This is a genomic window from Nonomuraea cavernae, from assembly GCF_040655715.1.
GTDB lineage: Bacteria > Actinomycetota > Actinomycetes > Streptosporangiales > Streptosporangiaceae > Nonomuraea > Nonomuraea cavernae_A.
In genome coordinates, this window is the sequence record NZ_JBFAKL010000004.1 from 271,975 (window position 1) to 295,322 (window position 23,348).

21 protein-coding genes are annotated in these 23,348 nt (G+C 70.9%); 16 read left to right on the forward strand and 5 right to left on the reverse strand.

The genetic code is table 11. From position 1 onward, the window contains the following. The first annotated feature begins 47 nt into the window (after positions 1-47). Complete coding sequence (locus AB0I38_RS08220) at positions 48-1,742, forward strand: hypothetical protein (RefSeq protein WP_358463891.1); 1,695 nt, start codon at positions 48-50, stop codon at positions 1,740-1,742. Between the two features lie 28 nt (positions 1,743-1,770). Here the strand turns inward: AB0I38_RS08220 and AB0I38_RS08225 are convergent, their stop codons facing one another. From AB0I38_RS08225 to AB0I38_RS08245, 5 genes are all read right to left on the reverse strand, one after another. Continuing rightward, on the reverse strand, positions 1,771-2,445 hold the full coding sequence (locus tag AB0I38_RS08225) for a DNA alkylation repair protein (protein WP_358463894.1): 675 nt from the start codon (positions 2,443-2,445) through the stop codon (positions 1,771-1,773). Between the two features lie 145 nt (positions 2,446-2,590). Next, complete coding sequence (gene lepB / locus AB0I38_RS08230) at positions 2,591-3,028, reverse strand: signal peptidase I (protein ID WP_358463897.1); 438 nt, start codon at positions 3,026-3,028, stop codon at positions 2,591-2,593. A 180-nt stretch (positions 3,029-3,208) separates the two neighbouring features. Further along, positions 3,209-3,415 (reverse strand): hypothetical protein, encoded by a 207-nt coding sequence (locus tag AB0I38_RS08235; RefSeq protein WP_358463900.1) that lies wholly within the window; start codon positions 3,413-3,415, stop codon positions 3,209-3,211. A gap of 100 nt (positions 3,416-3,515) precedes the next feature. After that, positions 3,516-5,318 carry an ABC transporter ATP-binding protein gene (locus AB0I38_RS08240; protein ID WP_358463903.1) on the reverse strand — a complete coding sequence of 601 codons (1,803 nt, stop codon included), beginning with the start codon at positions 5,316-5,318 and terminating at the stop codon, positions 3,516-3,518. Next, entirely contained in the window at positions 5,315-5,866 is a 552-nt protein-coding gene (locus AB0I38_RS08245) for a redoxin domain-containing protein (RefSeq protein ID WP_358463906.1), read from the reverse strand. The genes AB0I38_RS08240 and AB0I38_RS08245 overlap by 4 nt, the downstream gene beginning before the upstream one ends. 508 nt (positions 5,867-6,374) lie before the next feature. Here AB0I38_RS08245 and AB0I38_RS08250 point away from each other — a divergent pair. The 15 genes from AB0I38_RS08250 to AB0I38_RS08320 all read left to right on the forward strand — a co-directional run bounded on the left by AB0I38_RS08250 (position 6,375) and on the right by AB0I38_RS08320 (position 23,347). Beyond that, the gene (locus tag AB0I38_RS08250) at positions 6,375-9,869 is read left to right on the forward strand and encodes an amino acid adenylation domain-containing protein (RefSeq protein WP_358463909.1); all 3,495 of its coding nucleotides are present in this window, start codon (positions 6,375-6,377) and stop codon (positions 9,867-9,869) included. Between the two features lie 17 nt (positions 9,870-9,886). Further along, positions 9,887-10,885, forward strand: coding sequence for an LD-carboxypeptidase (locus AB0I38_RS08255; RefSeq protein WP_358463912.1), 999 nt, complete (start codon positions 9,887-9,889; stop codon positions 10,883-10,885). Next, positions 10,882-12,096, forward strand: a complete 1,215-nt coding sequence (locus tag AB0I38_RS08260) for an MFS transporter (RefSeq protein WP_358463915.1) — start codon at positions 10,882-10,884, stop codon at positions 12,094-12,096. Before AB0I38_RS08255 ends, AB0I38_RS08260 begins: the two co-directional genes overlap by 4 nt. A 94-nt stretch (positions 12,097-12,190) precedes the next feature. Beyond that, positions 12,191-13,678 carry a GMC family oxidoreductase gene (locus tag AB0I38_RS08265; RefSeq protein WP_358463918.1) on the forward strand — a complete coding sequence of 496 codons (1,488 nt, stop codon included), beginning with the start codon at positions 12,191-12,193 and terminating at the stop codon, positions 13,676-13,678. Beyond that, on the forward strand, positions 13,668-14,399 hold the full coding sequence (locus AB0I38_RS08270; protein ID WP_358463921.1) for an SDR family NAD(P)-dependent oxidoreductase: 732 nt from the start codon (positions 13,668-13,670) through the stop codon (positions 14,397-14,399). Before AB0I38_RS08265 ends, AB0I38_RS08270 begins: the two co-directional genes overlap by 11 nt. A gap of 46 nt (positions 14,400-14,445) precedes the next feature. Continuing rightward, positions 14,446-15,408, forward strand: a complete 963-nt coding sequence (locus tag AB0I38_RS08275) for a Gfo/Idh/MocA family protein (protein WP_358463924.1) — start codon at positions 14,446-14,448, stop codon at positions 15,406-15,408. Between the two features lie 54 nt (positions 15,409-15,462). Continuing rightward, positions 15,463-16,527 (forward strand): inositol-3-phosphate synthase, encoded by a 1,065-nt coding sequence (locus AB0I38_RS08280; protein WP_358463927.1) that lies wholly within the window; start codon positions 15,463-15,465, stop codon positions 16,525-16,527. After that, complete coding sequence (locus AB0I38_RS08285; RefSeq protein WP_358463930.1) at positions 16,524-17,216, forward strand: DJ-1/PfpI family protein; 693 nt, start codon at positions 16,524-16,526, stop codon at positions 17,214-17,216. The genes AB0I38_RS08280 and AB0I38_RS08285 overlap by 4 nt, the downstream gene beginning before the upstream one ends. Beyond that, on the forward strand, positions 17,213-17,956 hold the full coding sequence (locus AB0I38_RS08290; RefSeq protein ID WP_358463933.1) for an SDR family oxidoreductase: 744 nt from the start codon (positions 17,213-17,215) through the stop codon (positions 17,954-17,956). The genes AB0I38_RS08285 and AB0I38_RS08290 overlap by 4 nt, the downstream gene beginning before the upstream one ends. Continuing rightward, positions 17,953-18,360, forward strand: a complete 408-nt coding sequence (locus tag AB0I38_RS08295) for a RidA family protein (RefSeq protein ID WP_358463936.1) — start codon at positions 17,953-17,955, stop codon at positions 18,358-18,360. Before AB0I38_RS08290 ends, AB0I38_RS08295 begins: the two co-directional genes overlap by 4 nt. Beyond that, positions 18,357-19,301, forward strand: a complete 945-nt coding sequence (locus AB0I38_RS08300; RefSeq protein WP_358463939.1) for a PfkB family carbohydrate kinase — start codon at positions 18,357-18,359, stop codon at positions 19,299-19,301. Before AB0I38_RS08295 ends, AB0I38_RS08300 begins: the two co-directional genes overlap by 4 nt. Next, positions 19,298-20,551 (forward strand): adenosylhomocysteinase, encoded by a 1,254-nt coding sequence (locus AB0I38_RS08305; protein WP_358463941.1) that lies wholly within the window; start codon positions 19,298-19,300, stop codon positions 20,549-20,551. Before AB0I38_RS08300 ends, AB0I38_RS08305 begins: the two co-directional genes overlap by 4 nt. Continuing rightward, on the forward strand, positions 20,533-21,921 hold the full coding sequence (locus tag AB0I38_RS08310) for a hypothetical protein (RefSeq protein ID WP_358463944.1): 1,389 nt from the start codon (positions 20,533-20,535) through the stop codon (positions 21,919-21,921). The genes AB0I38_RS08305 and AB0I38_RS08310 overlap by 19 nt, the downstream gene beginning before the upstream one ends. Then, positions 21,914-22,720 (forward strand): S-methyl-5'-thioadenosine phosphorylase, encoded by an 807-nt coding sequence (locus tag AB0I38_RS08315; protein ID WP_358463947.1) that lies wholly within the window; start codon positions 21,914-21,916, stop codon positions 22,718-22,720. The genes AB0I38_RS08310 and AB0I38_RS08315 overlap by 8 nt, the downstream gene beginning before the upstream one ends. Next, the gene (locus AB0I38_RS08320; RefSeq protein ID WP_358463951.1) at positions 22,721-23,347 is read left to right on the forward strand and encodes a histidine phosphatase family protein; all 627 of its coding nucleotides are present in this window, start codon (positions 22,721-22,723) and stop codon (positions 23,345-23,347) included. Position 23,348: the final 1 nt, after the last annotated feature.

A 23,348-nucleotide genomic window follows, 5' to 3' on the forward strand; every position in this document is an offset into this window, starting at 1 on the left:
GGGTTGGATTAGTAGGTCTGGTTCTTACGGCGGCGGTCGCGGGCCTGGTGCTCGGCGATGCCTGGCTCTGGGTGGCCGCCGAATGGACGCCGCCGACCTATGCGGGGTTCTACGCGCGCGACGGGTTTGACACCCCGACCACTGTGGCGCTGCTCGTGGCCGCCCTGGTGAAGGCCGCGTTCCTGTGGCTGATTCTGCGTGCCCCCGCGCCGGGACCGCTGGACCGCCGGGAGAAGGCGCTGCGCCGACTGCTGTATCTGGCGGTGGTGTACACCCTCGTGCTGTGGTTCCCGATCGGGCTGCTCCCCGACGAGGTCGACGTGGCGTTCCAGCTCGCGCTGTGGACCGCGATCGACGTTCTCTTCCTGCTCGTCATCCGCTGGCGGTCACGCATGCTGCGCGCGGCGGCCGGAGCGATGTTCGCGGTCGAGCTGGCCGGGATGGCCAACGAACTGCTCGACGAACTTGACCTCCTAGAGCTTGGCTCGGGCGGCATCGTCGGACTGGGGTTGATGCTGGGCGGAGTGGCGGCGACCATCATCACGGTCGTCGGGCAGTGGCGCGACGGCCGGTGGAGCCGTGGCACACTGACCGCCGGTTGGTTGTCGGTGGGCGTCTACGCGCTGGTGATCCCGCTCAACATTCTCTTCGACAGGATCTCCGGCGACAGTCTGGTGATGCCGGTCGTGATGGACGCGGTGAACCTTGTCAGCACCGTGTGGATCGCGGCGACCGCCCGTGAGCTGCCCACTGAGAACCGCCTGGCAGACCTTCTGCCCGCGCGGCAGCGCGTGATCCGCGTCGCGGTGGCGGCCGTGGCCGTACTGCCGGTCATCGCGCAGATCCACCCGGAGCAAGCCGCGCACCTCGCCTACACCGGCTGGTCGATGGACTGCTACGACCGGCCCAGCTTCGGCGACCTGAAACCTGCGGAACGCGATGCCGCGTTCCTGTGCCGGGCGCGGAGCACAGCGGGCGGGGTCCCGCCCATGTTCCCGGACAGCCTGTCGGACCAGGGGGTCCTCGCGTACGGGCGGGCGCTGTGCCGTGCGAAGGACCGCGACGAGCAGGAGGCGATTCTGACGCGGGCCGGGAGCGCCCGGTCCGCCTGGGGCGCGGACCCGTGGGACCTCGTCTACGTCTGCCCGGAGATCGTCGGCGCGACCCATCCCGACCTGCTGCGGTCGACCACGGAGACGAAGGAGGCGAACGCCGCCTACATCGCCGAGGCGAACGCGCAGTGCCGTGACCCGTGGCCCCGGACGAAGGGTGTCGTCCAGGCCACGGCCAACTACTTCCTGTTCGTCGACGGCGACCCCGGCTATCTGGTCCACGACCCCGAGGACGAGACCGCGGACGGGGCGATGGAACAGGCGATGGACGAGCTCTACGACGACAGCACCCTCATCGGGGTGGCCGGCAGCACGGCGCTCATCGGGCACGTCGAAGACGTCGTTGATCTGTGCCTTACGGTGAAGGCCTTCCGCACCGCGCCGCCTCTGCGGACGGCCGGGTGGGATCAGGTCAACGAGGTGTCCATCGTCAGCCGCAGTGGCCGGCTCACTGTGCCGGAGATGGACGACGGCGAGGTGGGCGCGGGTGCCCCGATGCCGAACCTGGCGATCGAAGGGAAGGGCCGCTACCGGCTGCGCGTCTACGTGCGGGTCGCCGATGCGGGGGAGGAGCACCTGGTCGTCGTGTTCCCGGGTGCGTCGAGGAAGAAGCTCAGGCTGAAGCCGTGAGCGGTGACGTACTGACGAACGCCAGTACTCAGGAGGGTGCGTGCTGCCGGCGCACCATCTCGTTGATCCAGATGGGCGCGAACGGAGACGTGCAGCCCGGGGAGGTCGGGTAGTCCTTGAGCACCTCCAGGCGCTCACCGATGTCGACTGCACGGGCGCGGTGCTCGGCGTGCTCGATGCCGATCTGAGCCAGGCAGTGGTTCATCGCCCACTGCAGGCGATCCGGGGCGTCCTTCATCTCCGCCTCGATGACGTCGAGCAGTCCTGAGAGGTCGAGGCCGTCGGGCTTCTTCGCCACCCGTTCGGTGGTCAGCGCCCAGCCGGCACTCGCGACCACTGGATCCGGGTCGGCGGACCAGGCCGGCCGCAGCTCTTCGGCGTGCGGGTTCTTCTTCACCACGTAGTTCACGAGCCAGTCGTGCACCTTGGGTCTGCGCGCCTCGCGCACCATGACGTCCAACTCGTCACGCTCGAACGCCTTCGGACGGCAGATCAGCATCGCCAGCAGTCTCGCCGCGGTGTCACCCGTCGCCCAGAGCCGGCACGCGAGCTCCTGCTGCGTCTTCAGCCGCTTCGCGAGCGCGCGCAGCTTGCCGAGGTTCACACCGTGATCGTCACCGTGTTTCTCGTTCACCTCGCGTGTCTTTGGGTCCTCGAGCTCGGCCAGCTCGGCCATCACCTCGACCACCATCGTCTCGGCCACTTCGGCCTCCTGTCCATCACGAGCGTGATTCAGCCTACGACGGAAGTCGGCCTCCTGTCGTACACGCCGGTGGGGCAGCCACCGACATATAGGTGCCTGGGAACCCGCCAATTGTTGTCAGGCCGGGGGCTGAGAGGCCGCGGTCTCAGGGGTGCTCGGTGTCAGGGATGCCTGATCTCAGGAGCGGGCGGTCTGAGGTGCCGATGGCGCGCACGACAACGCCGACGAGCCGCTCCTGAGCGACCAGGCCGTAGTCCCGCGAGTCGCGGCTGGCGTCGGGGTTGTCTCCCAGGATCGCCATCCAGCCCGGAGGAACCTGTGCGTTCGACGGCGACGGTACGTGCTCGGGTACGGGATCCCCTGGCACTGCGGCCAACCGCTTGATCACGTAGCCGGTGCCCGGTCGCGGGCCTGTCATCCGCGCGTCCGGTTCGACCACCACGATGTCGCCCACTTTCAGGCGCGACAGGGATGCCCGGCGCACCAGCAGACGATCGCCGGGATGCAAGGTGGGCGCCATGCTGAAGCCCGCCACCGTGGCCAGCACGAACGTGCGCCGCAGCACCGCGACGACGGCCGCCACGCCGGAACCTACGAGGAGTACTGCGATCACGGCCTGCACGGAAAGCGCCTCACTAATCGGCGGATTGCACCGCGGTATTCGGAGCACCATGGCAGCCGACATGACGCGGATCGCGGCTGTCCCTGGCACACGGAAGCGGTCACCGACTCCAGCCGACGACCGCTCCTGTCTACGTGTCAGCTAGCAGCTGTATTTGGCTCCCCGAACGTTGCAGGGCCCACAGGTCGTCTGGTTGCTGTCGCAACCGCGGTCGCACCACCGGGAAATCGAATAGACACCGCTGCAGTAGCAGAATTCCTTCCAGGTCGTGCAGGCGGCTTGAGCAGTGACCTTCGGGACGAAGGCCGACAGCATCTTGTCGCCGAGCGTGTTGAAGAGTCGCAGCATGCTCTACTCCCTCGTGAGGCGGGCCGTTTTCAAGATGCCGGTAGGCATATCTGATCTTGACCCCGTTTTGACCCACAGTAAGATCCATTAGGGGTTTCGGTCAATCCCTATAACCGGCGGCTTGGAGAGAGAACAACTCGGCGTATGGCCCTGGTGCCTCGACCAGTTCGTCATGCCGTCCAGCCTGGACCACGGTGCCGGCGTCGAGCACCAGGATCAGGTCCGCGTCCCGGATCGTGCCGAGCCGGTGCGACACCAGCAGGCTGGTGCCGCCGTCGCGTAGCCGTTGGAAGCCCTGGTGGATCTCGTGTTCGGCCTCGGCGTCCAGGCGCGCGCTCGGCTCGTCGAGAATGAGCAGGTCACGACCGCCGCGCAGGAAGCTGCGCGCGATGGCGACACGTTGCCACTGCCCGCCGGAGAGCATGGTGCCCGGTGTGGTTCCGTTCAGTTCGTCGCCGGCGAAGTAGATGCGGCTGAGCATCGTGTCGTACCCATGGGGGAGCGAGCGCAGGAGGTCGTGCACACCCGCGTCCCGCGCAGCGGTCTCGATGCGTGAGTGGTCCGCCAGAGCTTCGACATCACCCATGCCGATGTTCTCGGCGGCCGACATCTCGTAGGAGACGAAGTCCTGGAAGACCCCCGCGATCCGGGCGCGCAACTGCACCGGGTCGAGATCGCGCAGGTCGACGCCGTCCCAGAGGATCTCGCCACGATCCGGGTCGTAGTAGCGGCACAGGAGCTTGATGATCGTGCTCTTGCCGGCACCGTTGTATCCGACAAGGGCGACCGCCTGGCCCTTGGGGATCGTTATGGTGACGCCGCGCAGCACCCACGGGAGATCCTCACGGTACCGAAACCAGACGTCACGCAGCTCGATGCCCTGCCGCAACGGCGCCACCGGACGGGACCGGGCCGGCACCGGCAGATCCGGCTCCGCTTCCACGACGGCGAGGTAGTGACCGAACATCAGCAGCTGGGTGTGCGCTCCGGCCAGATCGCGCACCATACCGAGCAGAGCCGTCTGCACCGCCGCGACCGCGGCGACCAGCATGGCCACGTCACCGATGGTCACCGTTCCGCCGGCCGCGGCGTTGATCACCCAGACCAGGCAGCCGCCCGCAACCGCGGCGGAGAGCATGGTGAGCAGCCCCTCCGTGCTCAGGGTCCGCCGGTCCATCGTCCGCTGCACCTGGTTCGCGGTACGGCGTTCGCCGAGCATCCGTTCCCTGAGAAAGGAACCGACGCCGAACAGCCTGATCTCGGTAGCCGCGTCGACATCGGAGAGCAGCTGGCCGTAGAACAATTCGCGCCGCTCGATCGGCCCCACCGTGTTCATCGCCTCGGCCCGCCGGCGCGCGAGAGCGAACTCGGCGCCGACGGCGGGGAGCGCGCCGACCAGGACGACGATCGCCAGAGCAGGGCTGACGGTGATCAGTGAGACGACGAACCCCGCGGTCACCAGGACCTGCCGGAGCAGGCTCAAACTCACGGTCATGATCTCGGCCGGTCCGGATCCGCCGGCGTGACGGGCGAAGCGCAACCGATCCGCGAACTGCGGGTCCTCGAACCGCCCCAGACCGACCAACCTGTTGACCGCGGCGTAGAGCTGGTCGAGGGCGGCGAGTGCGACGATCCGTCCCTGCTCGGCCCGCAGGTACTGCAGCACCTGCGCCATCAGCGCCGTCATGATGCCTGCGGTGACCAGTCCGATGATCGGCCACATCAGGTCCGCGGGTCCGCCCGGGGCGCTCAGCTGATCGAAGACGACCTTCGTCAGCCACGCCACGGCGATGGGCGCGCCCGCGCCCAGCACCGTCAGTACGACCTGAGCGATGGTCGTACGCGCCGAGCCCCGCCAGGCCAGCCGCCAGGCGGCGACGGCCACCCGCATACCGGTGGTCACAGGGCTACGGGCCCAGGAAGGACGTCGACCCGGAAACCTGTCACCGCGAGGACGCCGTCCTGGCCCATCAGGCAGAAGGCCGGGTATCCGCTGAGGCCGAACGCCCTGGACATGTCACCGTCGACGTCCCCCTCGATGACGATCTGCGCGACCCCGCTCAGCTCCTCGCGCAGGCCCTCCAACTCCTCGGGCGAGCCCAGCAGGACCGCTATCACCTCGTCGCGCCCGCCTGACAGGTCGGCCGCGTACCGGAGGAAGGCGGGTTTCTGCTCCTCACAGGACGGGCAGCGCGGCGAGAAGAAGGCCACGAGCATGCCCTGCCGGAGATCATCACGGGTCACCACCCGGTCGTCGCCCGTCACGACGCGGAAGTCGCCGACCTGAGATCCGGCGGGCAGGGTGATCTCGCCCTGCGCGGAGGACTGCGCGCCTCCTCGGTTGATCAGCTCGGTGTGCTCTCGAAGGCGCCGGATCACTGCGACGGTGAGTAAGAGATTGAGCAGGCAGATGGCGCCGACAATCGCTAACGCGGCCCAGAAGATTGACATGGCGAAATCCTCAACGTTGATCTTGTCCGGATCGGCCAGGATAGTACACGGTCGAAGCTGCCCCTCGTCCCGTCCGATCCGTTGCGGATCGAGGCCCGGCTGAACGGTGTGGGCATCCCGGCGCGGATCACGGTCGACGGCGGGCCGGGGCCTTCGCTCATCGATCTGCCGAGTCCCGGGTGCTGGCGCCTCGATCTGAAGTGGAGCTCGCACGCGGACTCGATCGACCTGGAGTACGTCGGTCGATGACGGGCTCGCCGGCTGCGGCGCAACGTGTCACGCCATGTCCCAGAAGCAGACGGCAACAGGCGATGCGCTCCGGATCCGGGGCGATTCCGTACGCGTCGTATACGACGCCGTCGTAGCCGGGCCCGCTGATTAACGACAGGCCACAAAGGTGCGCACTTCTGGCGCGTCTTTCGTTCATCTATTCACCGGCTTGCATATCGCCAATGATTGGCGAGGGCGCTTGTGCCGGATAAGACATGCTGCGCGGGGGATTTGAGTCATGGGGAATATCGGGGATGACGGCTGGCTTCGGCTCGCCGCCGAGGCTCTCGAATGCGGGCTGGACGACCTCGGCGGGCGCGCCGCGAGCGCGTCGTTCGCGGCGCTCGGGGGGACGTCGCTGCGGGGGATCGAGTTCGCCGCGCTGATGGCGCGCGACTACGGGCGGCGGATCAACGTGGGGGCGTTGCTGGGAGCGGAACCGCTGGCGGACGTGGTGGCGGGGGCGCCACCTGCCGAGGAGATGCCGCACACGCGGGCGTCATCGGACGGGGAGGCGCCGCCCGTGGGGCTTCCCGCGGACGGGAGGGCGCCGTACACGGAGCCTCCCGCGGACGGGAGGGCGCTGTACACGGAGCCTCCCGCGGCGGGGGCACGGCGGGCTTCTCGCATTCAGCAGGCGATGCTGTTCAGCGAGGACCTGTACGGCGGGAGCGCCTTCCATCTGTTATTCAGCGCCGAGATCAGCGGCCCGCTGGACCTGGCGCGGCTGCGGTCGGCGCTGGCCCGACTGACCGCGCGGCACGCCTCGTTGCGCACCATGTTCGCCCGCGGCGAGGACGGCATGCCCACGCGCCATGTCCTGGACCGCTGGGACCCGGTCATCGTCGAGCAGCCGATGCCGCGCTCGGCCGGCGACCCGGTGTCGGCGGTGCACGCCCTGCTGGGGCCGGCGAGCGCGACGCTGTTGCGCCCCTACGAGCGCCCGCCGGTCGCATTCGTCGTCAGCCGGACCGGCGAAGGGCGGGCCGTGCTGTCCATCCTGGTCCACCACGCCATCGTGGACGGCTGGAGCATCGGGCTGCTGTGGCGGGAACTGGCGTCCGGGTACGCGAGCGGCGAGGCGGTCCACCCCGAGGCGGGCATCGACGAGGCCCCGTCCATGGAGCCCATGATCGCGCTGGAGGCGAGCCCCGCCGTACGCGAGGCCGCGCGGCTGCGTGCCGAGGCGTTGAGCGGTCTGCCGAGCACGGTGAGCCTGCCCACCGACCTGGCGCGCCCGCAGCGGATGGACCGTTCCGCCACCCGCCTGGTGTTCGAGCTTGGTGACGAGGCCCGCGCGGGCTGCGCGGCGCTCGCCGAGACCGCCGGACTGACGCGCACCATGGTGCTTCTCGCCGCCTGGGCCCTGGTGGTGGCCAGGCGGACCGCGGTGCCCGAGTTCGTCATGGGCATGGTGTCCGCGGGCCGTACCACCGCCGAGTCGCTGGCCGTGGCCGGGCCGTACATGAAACTGCTGCCCGTGGCCTGTCGGATCCCCCGCGAGGGCTCGGTGATCGACTATCTGCGTGCCACGGCGGTGGCGGCGCGCGAGGCGCTGGATGCCGGTGACGTGCCGGCCGAGGACATCGTCACCGCGCTCGGCCTCGGCGGGGACGATTCGCGCAACCCGCTGGTGCAGGTGGCCTTCGCGGCGCACGACGAGCTGGTGCCCGAGACGCTGCGCGCCGGTGACCTGGCCTTCGCGGTGCGGGAGGGGCACTGCGGGGGGACCGTCTACGACGCGGTCCTCTACGTGCAGCGCTGGGGCGACAGCCCGCGCCTGGCCCTGGAGTACCCGACTTCGGTGCTGCGGGCCGACGAGGCCGCCGAGCTCGCCACCGCGCTGGAACGCACGCTCGCCGAGCTGGCCGCCGCGCCGTACGGCCCGCTGGCCGACGTGCGCACGATGACCGGCGAACAGCGGAGGTGGCTGGCCACCCGCGGCCAGGGACCCGACGCGGAGGTCGGCGGGCTGTGGCAGCTGTTCGAGGCGGCGGCGAGGCGGGATCCTGGCCGGGTGGCGGTGCGTGACGCCGACCCGCTGCGCGTCCTGACCTACGGGCAACTGCTGCGCGCGGCCGAGGTGCAGTCGTCGGTGCTGGCCGCCGCCGGTGTGACCGCCGGGGACAGCGTGGCGCTGGCCGTGTCGCGCTCGGCACGCGAGATCCTGGCGATCCTCGCAGTGCTGCGGCTGGGCGCGGCCTATGTGGCTGTTGAGCGCGATGTCCCCGGGCCCGCCGTACGGACCATGCTCGACTCCGTCGGCGTGCGCCTGATGCTGGGCGACGATGACCGGCTCAGGCCGCTGGGCGAGTTCGGCCACGGCAGGCCTGCGCTGCGGATCCTCGACCCGTGGGACGCCGCGGCCAGTCATCGCCAGGCGCCGCCCGCGCCGGACGCGGATTCCGGCCGGGTCGCCTACGTGGCGTTCACCTCGGGTTCCACGGGGACGCCGAAGGGCGCGACGGTGTCGCATCGTGGCGTCGCCCGGCTGGCGCTCGACCCGCGCTACCTGCTGCCGGGCGCCTGCGACCGGTTCGTCCGGCTGGCGCCGCTGGCTTTCGACGCCTCAACGCTGGAGATCTTCGCGCCGCTGCTGAACGGCGGCACGGTCGAGGTCTTCTCCGAGGAGTACGTCACGCCGGACGGCCTGGCCGAGTTCCTGAGCCGGCGTCAGATCACCGGGCTGTGGCTCACCGCCGGGCTGTTCCGGCTGACGGCCGACTACCGGCCGGGCGCGTTCCAGACGGTCAAGCAGGTGCTGACCGGCGGTGACGTAGTGCCTCCCACGCAGGTGGCGAGGGTTCTCAGCGAGTGCCCTGGGTTGCGCGTCACCAACGGCTACGGGCCGACGGAGAACACCACGTTCACCACCGTCCACCACGTGGACTCGGTCGCGGGCATCGACGACCCGCTGCCGATCGGCCGCCCCATTCAGGGGACCGGGGTGCTGGTGCTCGACGCCGGCGGCCGCCTGGTGCCGCCGGGCGGCGTCGGGGAGCTCTATACCTACGGCGACGGCCTGGCACTCGGCTACGCGGGACTGCCCGCCGAGACCGCCGCCGCGTTCGGGCCGTTCAGCGCGGACGTGGACCGGCTGCTCTACCGGACAGGCGACCTGGTGCGCTGGGATGGCGGCGGACGGCTGCGCTTCCTGGGGCGGCGCGACAGGCAAGTCAAGATCCGCGGCTTCCGGGTGGAGCTGGACGCCGTGACGCGCGTGCTGCGCGAGCATCCGGACGTGCGGGACGCGGCCGTGGTGCCCACGGCGTCGGCGGATCGGCGGCTGCTGGCCGGGATCGTCGCCAAGCAGGCCTTGGGACTGCTGGAATCGGTGCGCGCGTTCGCCGCCGAGCGGCTGCCCGGCTACGCGATGCCCTCGCTGTGGGCCGTCGTGCCCGAGCTGCCGATCACCAGAAACGGCAAGCTGGACGCGGCCAGGCTGCACGAGCTGGCCCTGGCAGGGGAGAGCGAACCCGCCGAGGAGCCCAGGGAGGACGGCGGTGACCTGGCGAGCGCCATCGCCCGTGTCTGGTCGGAGGTGCTCAGCACCGATTCGTTCGGTCTCGACCAGCGCTTCTTCGAAGTCGGTGGCGACTCGCTGCAGCTGCTGCGGGTGGCGGCCGGGCTGCGCAGGGACCTGCCTGGACACGACGTCAGCATCCAGGACCTGTACGCCTGTCAGACCATCAGGACGCTGGCGGGCCGACTGAGCGCCCGCACCCGGCCATGACCTCATTGGAGCTCGCTGTGCTGCAGATACCCGCGCCGGTAGGCGCCGACGCCCATATCCGGATCGTCAGCCCGGGCCTTCCGACGCTGAACTACATTCCCGACCGGGCCCGACGGGCCGAGCGTGCCCTGTTCGAGCGGGGCTTCACGGTCAGCTACGGTGGCCGCGCCTTCCTCGTCTCCGCCGACGGCGGCTTCGCCGGCAGTGCGCAGGACCGCGCCGCTGACCTGATGGAGGCGTTCGCCGACCCGTCGGTGGACGCGATCCTGGCGGCCGACGCCGGGCAAGGCGGCCGTGACCTGCTCGACCATCTCGACCCCGCGACGATCGCGGCCAATCCCAAGCCCTTCATCGGCTACTGCGACAACGTCTTCATCAACCAGTTCCTGGCCTCCAAGGCGGGAGTCAGCTCGCTGTACGGCTGCACCCTCATGGTCCACATCGGCGAGGCGGGCGGGCCGTACCCGGAGACCCTCGATTACCTGACCAGGGCGCTGGCCAGTGCGGATCCGCTGGAGTGCGCCCCGGTGCCGTCCAGGACGGGCGGGCTGATCAGCTTGTACGAGCCGGAGCTGGAACGCCTGCCGCGAGAGCGCGACACGCTGGGCGGCTGGACCTGGCTGCGCCCGGGGATCGGGCGGGGAACCCTGGTCGGTGGCGAGATCACTCTCGTCCCCGAGCTGGTGTCCTGCTTCGGCCTCTCGCTGCGCTCCGCCGTGCTGTTCTGGCACGTCGGCTACCACGACTTTCCGGTTCAGCAGCTTCTGAAGAAGGTGTGCGACCAGGCCGACGTGGCGGGGCTGGCCGGGATGATCGTGGGGGCCCACCCGGTGATCCCGCCCGCCGAGTGGGCGGCGACCGTCGGCGCGCTGCTGGAGGAGTTCGTGCCGGGCACCGCCTTCCCCGTGGTGGTGAACGCGGACCTGAGCCATCTGTGCCCGTCGTGGACGGTCCCCTACGGCGAGGAGGTGATCCTGGAGGCGCCGGACCGGATCGCCTTCCTCCGGCGGCCATGACGCGGCTGCTGCGGCTGCTCGACCTGGTGCCGCAGGGGTTGCTCGCGCGGCGTCTGATCGTGCTGACCCTGGTGCACTCGGTCGGCAACGGCCTCTTCCTGACCTCGAGCGCGGTGTTCTTCGTCAAGGTGGTCGGGCTGCGGCCGGGCGAGATCGGCGTGGGGCTGTCGGTCGCCGGGCTCGCCGGGTTCCTGGCCACCGCGCCGGTCGGCAGGCTCACCGACCGGGTCGGCGCGCGGCGCCTGCTGGCCGTGAACCACGGGGCGCTGGCGCTGCTCTTCTGCCTCTATCCGCTGGTCGGGGACCTGAGGACGTTCATCGTCATCGCCGCGCTGATCTCGGTCTGCGAGATGTCGGGCATGCCGCTGCACGCGGCGCTGATCCACTCCGTCTTCCCACGCGGGGAGACGGTACGGGTCACCGCCCAACTCCGCAGCGCTTTCAACGCCGGATACGCCGTCGGCGCCGCGGTCGCCGGGGTGGCCATCGCCACCGCCAGCCCGGCGGTGTTCTTCACGATCTGTGCCGCCAACGCGCTGGCGCAGGCGTCGTGCGTGCTGATCGTGTTGCGCCTCCCCGAGGGGGAGCGGCCCGCGCGAACCGGGGATGGACGGCCGTCCGCGTGGATCGGCTCAGCCCTGAGAGACGTCCGGTTCCTCATCGTGACGCTCGGCAACGGGCTGCTCGAACTGCACACGACGGTCTTGCTCGTGGGCATTCCGCTGTGGATCGTCAGCCGTACGGAGGTGCCGCCCAGTCTGATCGCGGTCCTGGTCATCACCAACACGGTGATCGTGCTGCTGCTGCAGGTACGCCTGAGCAAGGGCGCCGAAACGGTGGCGGGCGCCGCGCGGATGGTACGGCGGGCCGGGCTGTGGCTGGCCGCCGGTTGCCTGGTCTGCCTGGCCGGTCAGGGCGGCGGTGCCGTGGCAGGGACGGTGGCGCTGCTCGCCGGCACCGTGATCCTGTCCGTGGGGGAGATCGTCCAGTCGGCCGGCGCCTGGGGGCTGGCGTTCGAGCTGCCGCCGCCGGGACGGCAGGGCGAGTACCAGGGGGTGTTCGCGCTCGGCCGGGGAGTACAGCAGTTGGCCGGGCCGGCGCTGGTGACCGCGTTGCTGGTCGGTGCGGGGGCGTTCGGGTGGCTGGCGCTGGCGGTGCTCTTCGCCGCTTTGGGGTTCTGCGTTCACGGGGTGATTCGCGGCCGTACGTAACGTCGGTGCGCCCCAAAAGGGCGCACTTTTTTCTAGCTTGTCACCCTTGAAATTATATTTGAGACTTATTCAAGTTAAGGGGGAAAGGATTCGGATGTCAGACTATTTAGGGTATGACGTCGTTATTATCGGCGGGGGAGTAGCCGGTTGTGTGCTCGCCGCGCGGCTCAGCGAGGACCCGGGCCGTTCGGTGTGCCTGGTCGAGGCCGGACCCGACCACGGCCCCGATCGCCGGTCCTGGCCGGAGGGCCTGCTGGACGCCAGGGCGCTGCCCCGCGACGACGTCTGGGAGGAGGACTCGGCGCCGTACCGGATCCGTGCGAAGGTGTTGGGCGGATCGTCGTCGATCAACGGGTGCTGGCACACCTGGGGCGCACAAGAGGACTACGCGGAATGGGCGGGCGTCGGCGGTCCCGACTGGTCGGAGGCCGGGCTCGAGCCCTTCCGCCGGATGGCGGCCGAGCGGATGCGCCTACGCCCCATCCCGGACGGGGAACTGTCCGCCTGGAGCCGCGGCGCGCGGGCGGCGGCGGCCGAGCTCGGCTATCCGGAGATCAGCGACATGTCGCTTCCCGGACGCGGCACCGGCTACGGTTGCCCGCCCGTCAACGCCATCGGTGACCTGCGGTGGAACGCCGCCTTCGGCTACCTGGACGCAGCAAGGTCCCGGCCCAACCTGCGCATCCTCGATCGGGCCACGGTCAACCGGCTCGTGGTCGGGGACGGCCGCGTTCATGGCGTCGAGCTCGACGCCCGCGGCGAGCGGGTGACCCTCTCCGCCGACCTGTACCTGCTGGCCGCCGGCACGTACGGCTCGCCCGCCGTGCTGATGCGCAGTGGCATCGGACCGGCCGAGCACCTGGCGGAGGTCGGCGTCGAGACCCAGGTGGACCTGCCCGGCGTCGGGGCGAACCTGACCGACCACTCCTGCCTGGTGCTGCCGCTGACGCCCACCGCCGAGCTGAACCGGGCATTGGCCGAGTTGGAGGCGGCCGGGAAACTGTACGCCAGCCAGGTCGCGGTCAAGGCGGCGACCGAGCATTGCGAGCCGGGCACCTGGGACCTGCACCTGCTGCCGACCGCGGGCGCGCCGCTGTTCGGCACGCTGCCGCCGGGGCAGTACGAGGTCGGCGTCACGGCGTTCCTGATGAAACCCGCCTCGCGGGGGCGGCTGCGGCTGCGCTCGGCCGACCCCGAGGTCGCGCCGGACATCGATCCCCGGCTGCTGGCCGACCCGGACGGGCGCGACCTCGCCGTGGCGCGCCGAGGGCTGGAGCTCGCCGCGGAACTGGCGGCCACTACGGCGCTCAAGCAGTGGGCGAGCCCGGGCAACGCGCCCGGCAGGGCCACGGACGAGGAACTGCGGGCCGGGGCGGGCACCTACTGGCATCCAGTGGGTACGTGCGCGATGGGCGAGGACGCCGTCGTCGATGGCGAGGGGCGCGTGCACGGCGTGGCCAACCTGCGGGTGATCGACGCCTCCATCCTGCCGACGATCCCGCGTTCCAACACCCAGCTTCCGGTGCTCGCCGTGGCCGAGATGCTGGCGGCCAAGCTGACGGGACAGCGACATGTCGAATAAAGGGCAGATCGCCCTGGTCACCGGGGGTTCACGGGGAATCGGCAGCGCGATCGTCGAAGAACTGTCCGTCGCCGGGTACACGGTGGTGATCAACCACCGCGACTCCGAGCGGGACGCCAAGGCGCTCGCGGACCGGATCGGCGAGAGCCTCGTGGTACGGGCGGACGTTGCCGACCCCGACGCGGTACGTGCGATGGCCGAGCAGGTCCTCGGCGCCTACGGCAGGCTCGACGTGCTGGTCAACAACGCAGGGGCGACCATGCCCGGCGACTGGCGGACCCTGGACCCGTCGGCCTGGCGGCGCTGCCTGGAGGTCAACCTGACCGGGGTCTTCAGGTGTATCCAGGTGTTCGGGCCGATCCTGGCCGGGACCGGACGCGGGCGCATCGTCAACATCGGCTCCACGTACGCGGGCATGGGCGTCGGAGCCATCGCCGCCTACGCGGCGGCCAAGGCCGGGGTGGCCTCGCTGACCGCGTTGTTCGCCAAGGAGCTCGCGCCCGAGGTGACGGTGAACCTGGTCGCGCCCGGCAACATCGACACCGCTATGACCAGGTCCGTGGGGCCGGAGTTCGTGGAGTCCGTCATCGCGGGGACGCCGCTGAGGCGGCTGGGCGAGCCGGCCGAGATCGCGGCCCTGGTCCGGTTCCTGGTCTCCGGCGAGGCTTCGTTCATCACCGGGCAGACCGTCGTGTCCGACGGGGGACACGCGCTCAAATAACAGCCGACGGAGGATCCGCGGCTCGGGGGGATTGACAATGCGCTTCATGCTGGTCGGAACCGGCTTTGGCGCCACGCACCTGGCGTGGCTGGCCGCATGCCCGGAGGTATCGGTCGACGTCCTGGGTTACGGCCGTGACGAGGCTCGCGCCCGTGACCTGGCCCGGCGCTTCGGCGTCCCTCGCGTGACGGCGGACCCGCTCGCCGTGATCGAGGAGGGGAACCTCGACGCGGTGGCCGTGGTCAGCCCGCCGGACACGCACGAGGCCGTGCTGTCCGCCGCCCTGTCCGCGGGGCTGCTCGCGGTGACCGACAAACCCCTCGCCCACGACACGGCGGCGGCCGCCCGCTTGGCGGAACTGGCCGGCGACAGGGGATTCGTCACCTTCCAGTGGCGGCAGAACCCGGCCTTCGCCAGATTGAGGGAGCTGAGCGCGGACGGGCGGCTCGGCCGGATCGTCCGGATCGAGCTGGACTTTCACCACGACTTCCTCGCCGGACCAGGTACGGCCTGGCCGTGGCGGCACCGCGGGCACTCGGGCGGGGCGCTGAGTGACCAGGGCGTGCACCTGCTCGACCTGCTGCGTTGGATCGTTCCAGGATCCTGGAAGGTGACCGCCGCGGTCTCCTCGGTGGTGTGGCCACGCCGTACCGGCCCGGACGGGACCGTTGACTGCGAGGCCGAGGACCTGGCCGAGGTGCTGCTGGCGGATGAGTGCGGCACGGCGCTGGCCAGGGTCGGGGTGTCCAGGGTCTCGGCGGGCCGCCGCGCGATCCGCGCGCTCGTGCAGGGCACCGAAGGGCTGGCCGAGCTGGCGGCGAACCCCGACGACGGCAGCGCGGTCCTGCGGATGGGCGCCACGGAGCTGGCGTTCGGGCCGCACGCGATGAACCCCTACCCAGCCATGCTCCACGACGGCAAGGCCGCCGTCGGCGACGTCGCCGACTTCGCCGACGGCTACGCGGCACAGCTTCTCTTCGAGCAGGCGAGCCGCCTTTCCCGGCGGTGAGCCCGCCTCTTCACATATCGGCACAGCAAACAATCACAGGAAACGGTGAGAACATTGACCAGGCACATCAAGTTGGCGGTCGCCGGTGTCGGCAACAACATCTCCGCGCTTTTCCAGGGCGCCGAGTTCTACCGGAACCTGCGCGAGCGGGGCATCGCCGACCAGGATCTTCCCGGTATCAAACGGCCACGCATCGCCGGCATCGAGGTCTCTGACATCGACTTCGTCGCCGCCTTCGATGTCCACCCCAACAAAGTAGGGGTGAAGTTCCGCGAGGCCGTACTGGCGCCGCCGAACAATTACCCGAGGCTCGACGTCGAGCTGCCCGACCCCGGTTTCGCCGTGGAACTCGGGCTCACGCCGGACGACATCGACCCGTCCTCGGAGGGATTCCGGCGCCTGGTGGCCACCCTGCGTGACACCGGCGCCGAGGTCCTGCTGTACTCGCTGCCGACCGGGCTGCAGTGGGCGGCCACCGCCTACGCGCGTGCTGCGCTGGAGACGGGCGTCGCCTTCGTCAACTGCACGCCGGAGCTGGTCGCCCGCTCGCCGGAGCTGCTGGCCGAGTTCGAGGCGGCCGGGGTGCCGATGATCGGCGACGACCTGGCCAGTCACCTGGGCGCCTCCGTGGTGCACCGGGCGCTGCTGCACCTGCTCACCGAGCGCGGGCTGTCGCTGGCCAGTTCCTACCAGCTCAACCTCGGCGGGAACGAGGACTTCCGTAACCTGCGGGAGAAGGGCGGCAGCAAGCGGCAGTCGAAGCTCAACGCGCTGGCCCAGGAGGGGGTCGATACCTCCAAGGTGGAGGTCATCCCCTCGGCCGGGTTCGTCGCCCACCTGGCCGACCACAAGGTGGCGATGCTCAACATCGAAGGCCTCGGCTGGGCCGGGACCCCGATCTCGCTCGATCTCAAGCTCAAGGTCCAGGACTCCAGCAACGCGGCCGGTGTCATCATCGACCTGATCAGGATCGCGGCGGGGGCGCGCCGGGCCGGCCTCGGCGGGTTCTCCGCGGCGGCGGTCAGGGTGCTCAAGTCCCCGGTGGGCGGGCACCCCAGCTACACGGCCGAGGACATCGAGGCCGGATACCGCGAGCTGGACAGCGCGGCGGCGAGATGAGCGGGACACCGCGCGGGGCGGACCCGGTCAGGGTGGTCATCCTCGCCTACCCGGGGGTGGACGACCTCGACCTGTTCGGCGCCTACGCCGTGCTCTCCAAAGCGGCCTCCATCGCCGTCGGCCGGAGCGCTGAGAGCGATTCGGCTCGCGCGGTGTCCGTGGAGGCCGCGGAGCGCGGGCTGGAGGTCCGCATCGCCGCGTCCGCACTGGAGATCATCACCTCGGGCGGGGTGAGCTTCGCGGCCCAGGCCGGCTTGGACGCGCTCGGCACCGCCGACGCCGTCCTGGTCCCCGGCGGCCGAGGGGTACTCCCCGCCGCGGGCAACGCCGAGCTCACAGCCTCGCTGCGGCAGGCCTTCACCTCGGGCGCCCACTTCTACGGCGTCTGCTCCGGGACGATTCTGCTCGCCGCGGCCGGTCTGACGCGGCGGCGCCGCGTCGCCATGCATCACGGCAAGCGGCACCAGCTCGCAGGGTCGCTGGTCGGCGAGCTCACCAGCGGCCTGGTGCGCGACGGCAGGATCACCACGGTGGGCGGTGACCGGCGGGCGTCGGTCAAGTCCGCCGACCTCGCCTTCCAACTGCTGGCCGACCTCCTCCCGCGGCTGCTCGATCCCGTCAGCGCGCGCATGGAGGTCGTACCGGGTCGCGATCGACGTCTCGTGGTCACGGCGGCAGGTGGCCGGTGAGCGGAGGATGGGTCCTGGTCACCGGTGCCGGCCGGGGGATCGGCGAGGCGGTCGCGCGATCCCTGGCCGCCTCCGGCTACGACCTGATTCTCTGGTCGCGTACGGCCGGCGCGCTGAACGGCGTCGCCGGACGGGCGCGCGATCTCGGCGTCCGGGTCCGCACGGCGGTCGTCGACGTCGGAGACTCAGCCGAGGTCGACGCCGCCGCGCGCCGTACCCTCGACGCCGCCGACCCGCTGGCCGGGGTGGTGCTCAACGCGGGCCACGGCCGTTGGTCCGCGCTTGCCGACCTGGACCCGGCCGAGTGGGAACGCACCATCGGCACCAACCTCAGCGGCGCGTACCACACCCTGCGCGCCACGCTCCCGCTGCTGACCGCGGCCCCGGGCGGTCTCGTGGTGGGCATGCTGTCGGACTCGGCGCTCTACCCGTTCACCGGGAGGGCCGCCTACTCCGCGTCCAAGGCGGGCCTGCACGCGATGCTCGATGTCGCCAGGCGCGAGACCAGGTCTCACGGGGTCCGGGTGAGCGCCGTGCTGCCCAGTCGCGTCGACACCTTCTTCGAGGGCGGGCACCCAGACGCCGTGCCGGGTACCCGTGCGGGCGCGCTGTCCGCCGACCACGTCGCCGAGGTGGTGGCGGGCCTGTTCGCGCTGCCGCCCACGGTGGAGATCAGGAACATCCAGCTCGCGGCCATGACATCGACCTACGGGCTCTTACCGGAAAGGATCCAGCCTTGACTACTACGGCTCTGCTGCCCGACGGGCACTCGCTGCCGATCGGCAAGTACTCGCCGGGGGTGCTGCTCGACCTGACGTCCGCGGGCAAGCTCGTGTTCGTCAGCGGCCAAGTGGCCACTGACGACCGGGGCAAGGTCCTCGGCCGCGACGACGCCGGCGTCCAGACCGAGCTCGTCTTCGAGCGAATCGCGCAGGTGCTGGCTTGCGCGGGTGCCGAGCTGAGCGACATCGTGCAGCTCATCGTCTACCTCGCCGACATCGGCCGGGACTTCCCCGCGGTCTCGGCGGTGCGCAACCGGGTCCTCGGCGACCCCGCCCCGGCCAGCACCCTGGTCGAGGTGTCGCGGCTGGCCGAGGACGGATGCCTGGTAGAGATCAGCGCCATCGCGAGCAGGCGGCGATGAAGGGGGACCTGCGCTGGTCGCCGGACGAATCGCGGGCGCTGCGCGAGACCGCGGCGCGGGCGAGGGTGCTGGTGATCGGCTCGCTCAACGTTGATCAGATCATCAACACCGACGCCGAACCGCCGGACGAGGGCGCGGTCCTGGTCCGCTCCTCCAGCCTGCGAGTGGGCGGGCACGCGGGCAACTGCGCCTCGGCGCTGGCCGCGCTCGGCATTTCGGTCTCCGTGCTGGCGGCCGTGGGCGCGGACGCGGACGGCGACCTGCTCCTGGACGACCTGCGCACGCGCGGCATCGACGTCTCTGGTGTCGCCAGGTTCGCGGGGGCGCCGACCGGCCGGGTCATCATCCCGGTCTTCGGCGAGAAGCATTACATGCTGCTCCTGCGCGGCGCCAACGACCTGCTCACCCTGTCGGCGGTGTCCACGCCGCTGACCGGCTACGACGCCGTACTGGTGTTCGACCCGAGCCTCGCCGTGCTGGAAGAGATCGCCCCGCTGGTCGACGGCCCGCTGCTGTGCTGGACGCCCGGCGGCGTCTACTCCGGCGATCCGGTCGCCAAGACCGTCCTGCCACACTGCGACGTCGTGTTCGCCAACCGCGCGGAGTACGACGCGCTGCGCCGCACCGTGCCCTGGATCGACGACCCGCACCTGCGCGCCGAACTGGTGGTGACCTCGGGCAGGGACGGTTCGTCGGTACGGCACCGCGGCACGGAACAGGCGGTCCCCGCCCGGCCGGTGCCCGTGGTGGATCCGACCGGGGCAGGTGACGCGTTCGCCGCGACCTACCTGCTCGCCCGCCTGGCCGGGCTGGCACCCGCCCGCCGGTTGGGTGCGGCCAACCTGAGCGGCGCCCTCGCGGTCGGGGCCGTCGGCGCCCGCGCCAGGCTCGCCACGCTCACCGACCTGCTGACCACATCGAGCATCAAGGAATTCTCATGAGTATGCTGCGCGACCCTTCACTGGCCGACGCCGGCCAGCTCAAGATCGACTTCGCGGCCGGCCGGATGCCGGTGCTGTCGGCGCTGGCCGAGCGCTTCGCCGAGACCAAGCCGTTCGTCGGTCAGCGGATCGCGGCCTGCCTGCACGTCACGACCGAGACGGCGAACCTGTGCCGCGCCCTGGTCGCCGGCGGGGCCGAACTGGCGCTGTGCGCGTCCAACCCGCTGTCCACCAAGGACGACGTGGCCGCGTCCATCCAGCGGGACATCGGCGCCCAGGTCTTCGCCGTCCACGGCTGCGGCAGGGGCGCCTTCTACGCGCAGGTGGCCGGCGCGCTGGAGGTCAGGCCGACGATCATCGTCGACGACGGCGCCGACCTCACCACGACCGTCCACCGCGAGCGCACCGATCTGCTCGGCGACATCATCGGCGGCAGCGAGGTCACCTCCACCGGCGTGCTGAGGATACGCAACATGGCCGCCGAGGGCGCGCTGCGCTACCCGGTCCTGCCCACCAACGACGCCGCCACCAAGCACCTGTTCGACAACAGGTACGGCACCGGCCAGAACACCATCGACGGCATCCTGCGCGCGACCAACGTACTGCTGGCCGGAGCGACGTTCGTGGTGGCCGGGTACGGCTGGTGCGGCAGGGGCGTGGCGACGCGGGCCCGCGGCATGGGCGCCCAGGTGATCGTGACCGAGGTGGACCCGGTGCGCGCGATGGAGGCCAGGATGGACGGCCTGCAGGTGATGCCCATGGCGCGGGCGGCCGGGCTCGGCGACGTCTTCGTCACCGTCACCGGCAACCGCGACGTCATCACGCTGGCGCACATGGAGCGGATGAAGGACGGCGCGATCGTCTGCAACTCCGGGCACTTCGATGTGGAGATCGCAATGGCCGCGCTGACGGGGGCCGCCACCCGGCGCAGGGAGATCAGGCCCGACTGCGTCGAGTACACCCTGCCCTCGGGACGTCGCGTGCTGGTGCTCGCCGAGGGACGCCTGGTCGGGCAGGTGGCCGCTGAGGCCCATCCGGCGGAGGTCATGGACATGACGTTCGCCACACAGGCGCTCGCCCTGGAATACCTGGTGCGGAACGCCGGCTCGCTGGCGCCGGCCGTACACGAGATTCCGCGGGAGATCGAGAACGCCGTCGCCAGAGCCAAGCTCGACTCCTACGGCATCGCGATCGACGAGCTGGCCGAGACGCAGCAGGAGTACTTGGCGCTATGGCTGCCCGGAACCTGAGCGCACCCGGGCTGCCGTTGCGTTCCAGCGCGGACGGCTGGCGTGGCGTCATCGGTGACGGTTTCAGCCCGGAGTCAGCGGCGGCGCTGGCCCGGGTGGTGGCCGAGTGCGCCGGCCCCGTCGCCACGACGCTGGTCACCCACGACGGGCGCAGGTTGGGCGAGCAGGCCGCCCGCGCGGCGGCACACGCGGTGCAGGAGGCGACCGGCGCGACCGTGCGGTTCGTGCCGTACCTGCCCACCCCGACCGCCACCGCGGCAGTCCGGCTCGGCCACGCCGACCTCGCCCTGCTGGTGACGGCCAGTCACAACCCACCGCACTGGAATGGCGTGAAGGTCAAGGTACGGCCGGGCCGCCCGCCCTCGATCGAGCTGGAGCGCGCGATCATCGACGGCTACCTGGCCGTGGAGACCGGTGCGGGCCGCTACCGGGAGACCTGGCAGGCGGACCTGGTCGCCGACCACATCGCCGACGTGCTGGCCAAGCGGCCCGTGCCGGACAGGAGGTTGCGCGTGGTCGTGGACGGGCTCGGCGGCGTGGCGGGCGGTCCCGTGGCACGGCTGTGCGCGGCGCTCGGCTGGCAGGTGCGCCGCCTGGGCCGCGATCTGGACCCCGACTTCAACGGCCTGGCCCCGGACCCGTCGCTGCCCGCCTCCCGGAAACGCGCCGTGGAGGCGGTCGTCGCGGGTGACGCCGACCTCGGCCTCGTCCTGGACGGGGACGGCGACCGGCTGTACGTGCTGGACCAGCGGGGCAGGACCGTGCACCCGCACGAGCTGCTGGCGCTGCTCATCGAGCACCGCCGTCCGGAGCGGGGCGTCGCCGTGACGGCCGCCACCGGCATGGCCGTGCGGCTCGCCGCCGACCGGCTCGGCGTCCCAGTGCGCGAGGTCGGGATCGGCTTCAAGCACCTTTCGCCGCTGCTGGCGTCCGGCCAGGCCGACGTCGCCGGTGGCGGCGTGGGAGATCTGGCGTTCGCCGAGTACGGGATCGACCGCGACCCGTTCGCCGCGGTCGCCCGGCTGGCCGACCTGCTGGCAGCGGGCGGAACGCTCGCTGACCGGCTGGACGACCTGCGCGCCAGGGTCGGCCCGCTGGCCTGGTTCGAGACTCGCGTCCCCGGCGGCCGCGCAGGCCAGGCGGCGCTGCGGAGGGCGGGCCTGGCGGCGCTGTCGCGAGCCGGCCTGCGCGTGCGTGACGTCGGCGGCGTCGACGGCGTCAAGTTCTGGCTCGACGGGAGCCAGTGGCTGCTGCTGAGGCCCTCCTCGACCGAGGGCGGGCTGCGGATCTACGGAGAACTTCGCGAGACCCCGAGCGCGGGGCTCGTCGAGACGATCACACGACACATCCAAGGAGACAGACATGTCTGACGCGACCATCGCCATCATCGGCGGCACAGGGTTCTACACCTTTCTGGACAACGCCAGGGACGTCACCATGAGCACGCCGTATGGCGAGACCAGCGCTCCGGTGAGCATCGCCGAGGTCATGGGCAGGAAGGTGGCCTTCCTGCCCCGGCACGGGCGCAACCACGACTACCTGCCGTCCGAGGTGCCCTACCGGGCCAACCTCTGGGCGCTCAAGCAGCTCGGCGTACGGCAGGTCATCGCCTTCAACACGGTCGGCAGCCTGCAGCCGGAGTACCGCAAGGGCGACTTCGTGCTGGTCGACCAGTTCGTCGACCGCACGCGGAACCGGGCGGACACCTACTTCTCCGGCAGCCAGGCGGCGCATATCAGCTCGGCCGTCCCCTACTGCGAGCGGATGCGGGAGGCGGCGGGGGAGGCCCTGGCCGACGCTGACGCCACGGTGCACCGCTCGGGGACAGTGGTCGTCATCCAGGGACCGCGCTTCTCCACCAGCGCCGAGAGCAGGTGGTTCAGCGCGCAGGGCTGGCACCTGGTCAACATGACGCAGTACCCGGAGGTGGTGCTGGCGCGCGAACTGGAGCTGTGCTACGCCAACCTCTCCTACATCACCGACTACGACGTGGCCGCGGCCGAGGTCGTCGGCCGTGAGCAGGCCGAGGCCGTCTCGCACGCGGGCGTGCTCAAGGCCTTCAGTGCCGACTCCGACAGGGTGCTCGACATCGTCGGCAGGCTGGTCAAAGCGCTGCCCGAGACGGTGGAGTGCTCCTGCCAGAGCGCCCTGGCAGGGGCGCTGACGTGAATGGAAGCCGTACTGAGCCTGATCAGGCACGGCCAGACCCAGTGCACCGTGGAGGGCCGGTTCTGCGGGGGCCACGAGGGTGAGCTGACCGGGATCGGGCAGGAGACGGGAGTGTACGCCGGCCGGCATCCCGCGCTGGAGGATGTCGGCCTGGTGGTTTCCAGCCCGTCCCGGCGGGCGCTGCTGACGGCTGAGAAGATCGCGGCTGCGAAAGCGGCCCACCTGGTGGTCGACGACAGGCTCAGCGAGCTGTCGTTCGGTGAGTGGGAGGACCGGCTCCCGAGCGAGGTCGACCGGCACTCGCTGCGCCGCTGGGAGAGCGACCCGGCGCTGTTCTCGCCGCCCGGCGGTGAAACCGGTCTCGAAGTGATGGCGCGGTCGGTGGCGGCGGTGCGGGACGCGGCGCAGCGGGCGCGGTCTGTGGCGGTGGTCACCCACAAGGCGCCGATCCGGCTGGTGCTCTCGTTCTTCCTCGGACTGCCGCCGTCCCGCTACCGGGAGCTCGGCGGCATCACGGTCGGCTCGGTCACCCGCCTGGAACTGCGCGGTGGCCGGGCGACGCTGACGGCGCTGGGGGACGTTTCCCACCTGCCCCCGGCCTGGCGTTCAGATACCCATCGGGGGTGAG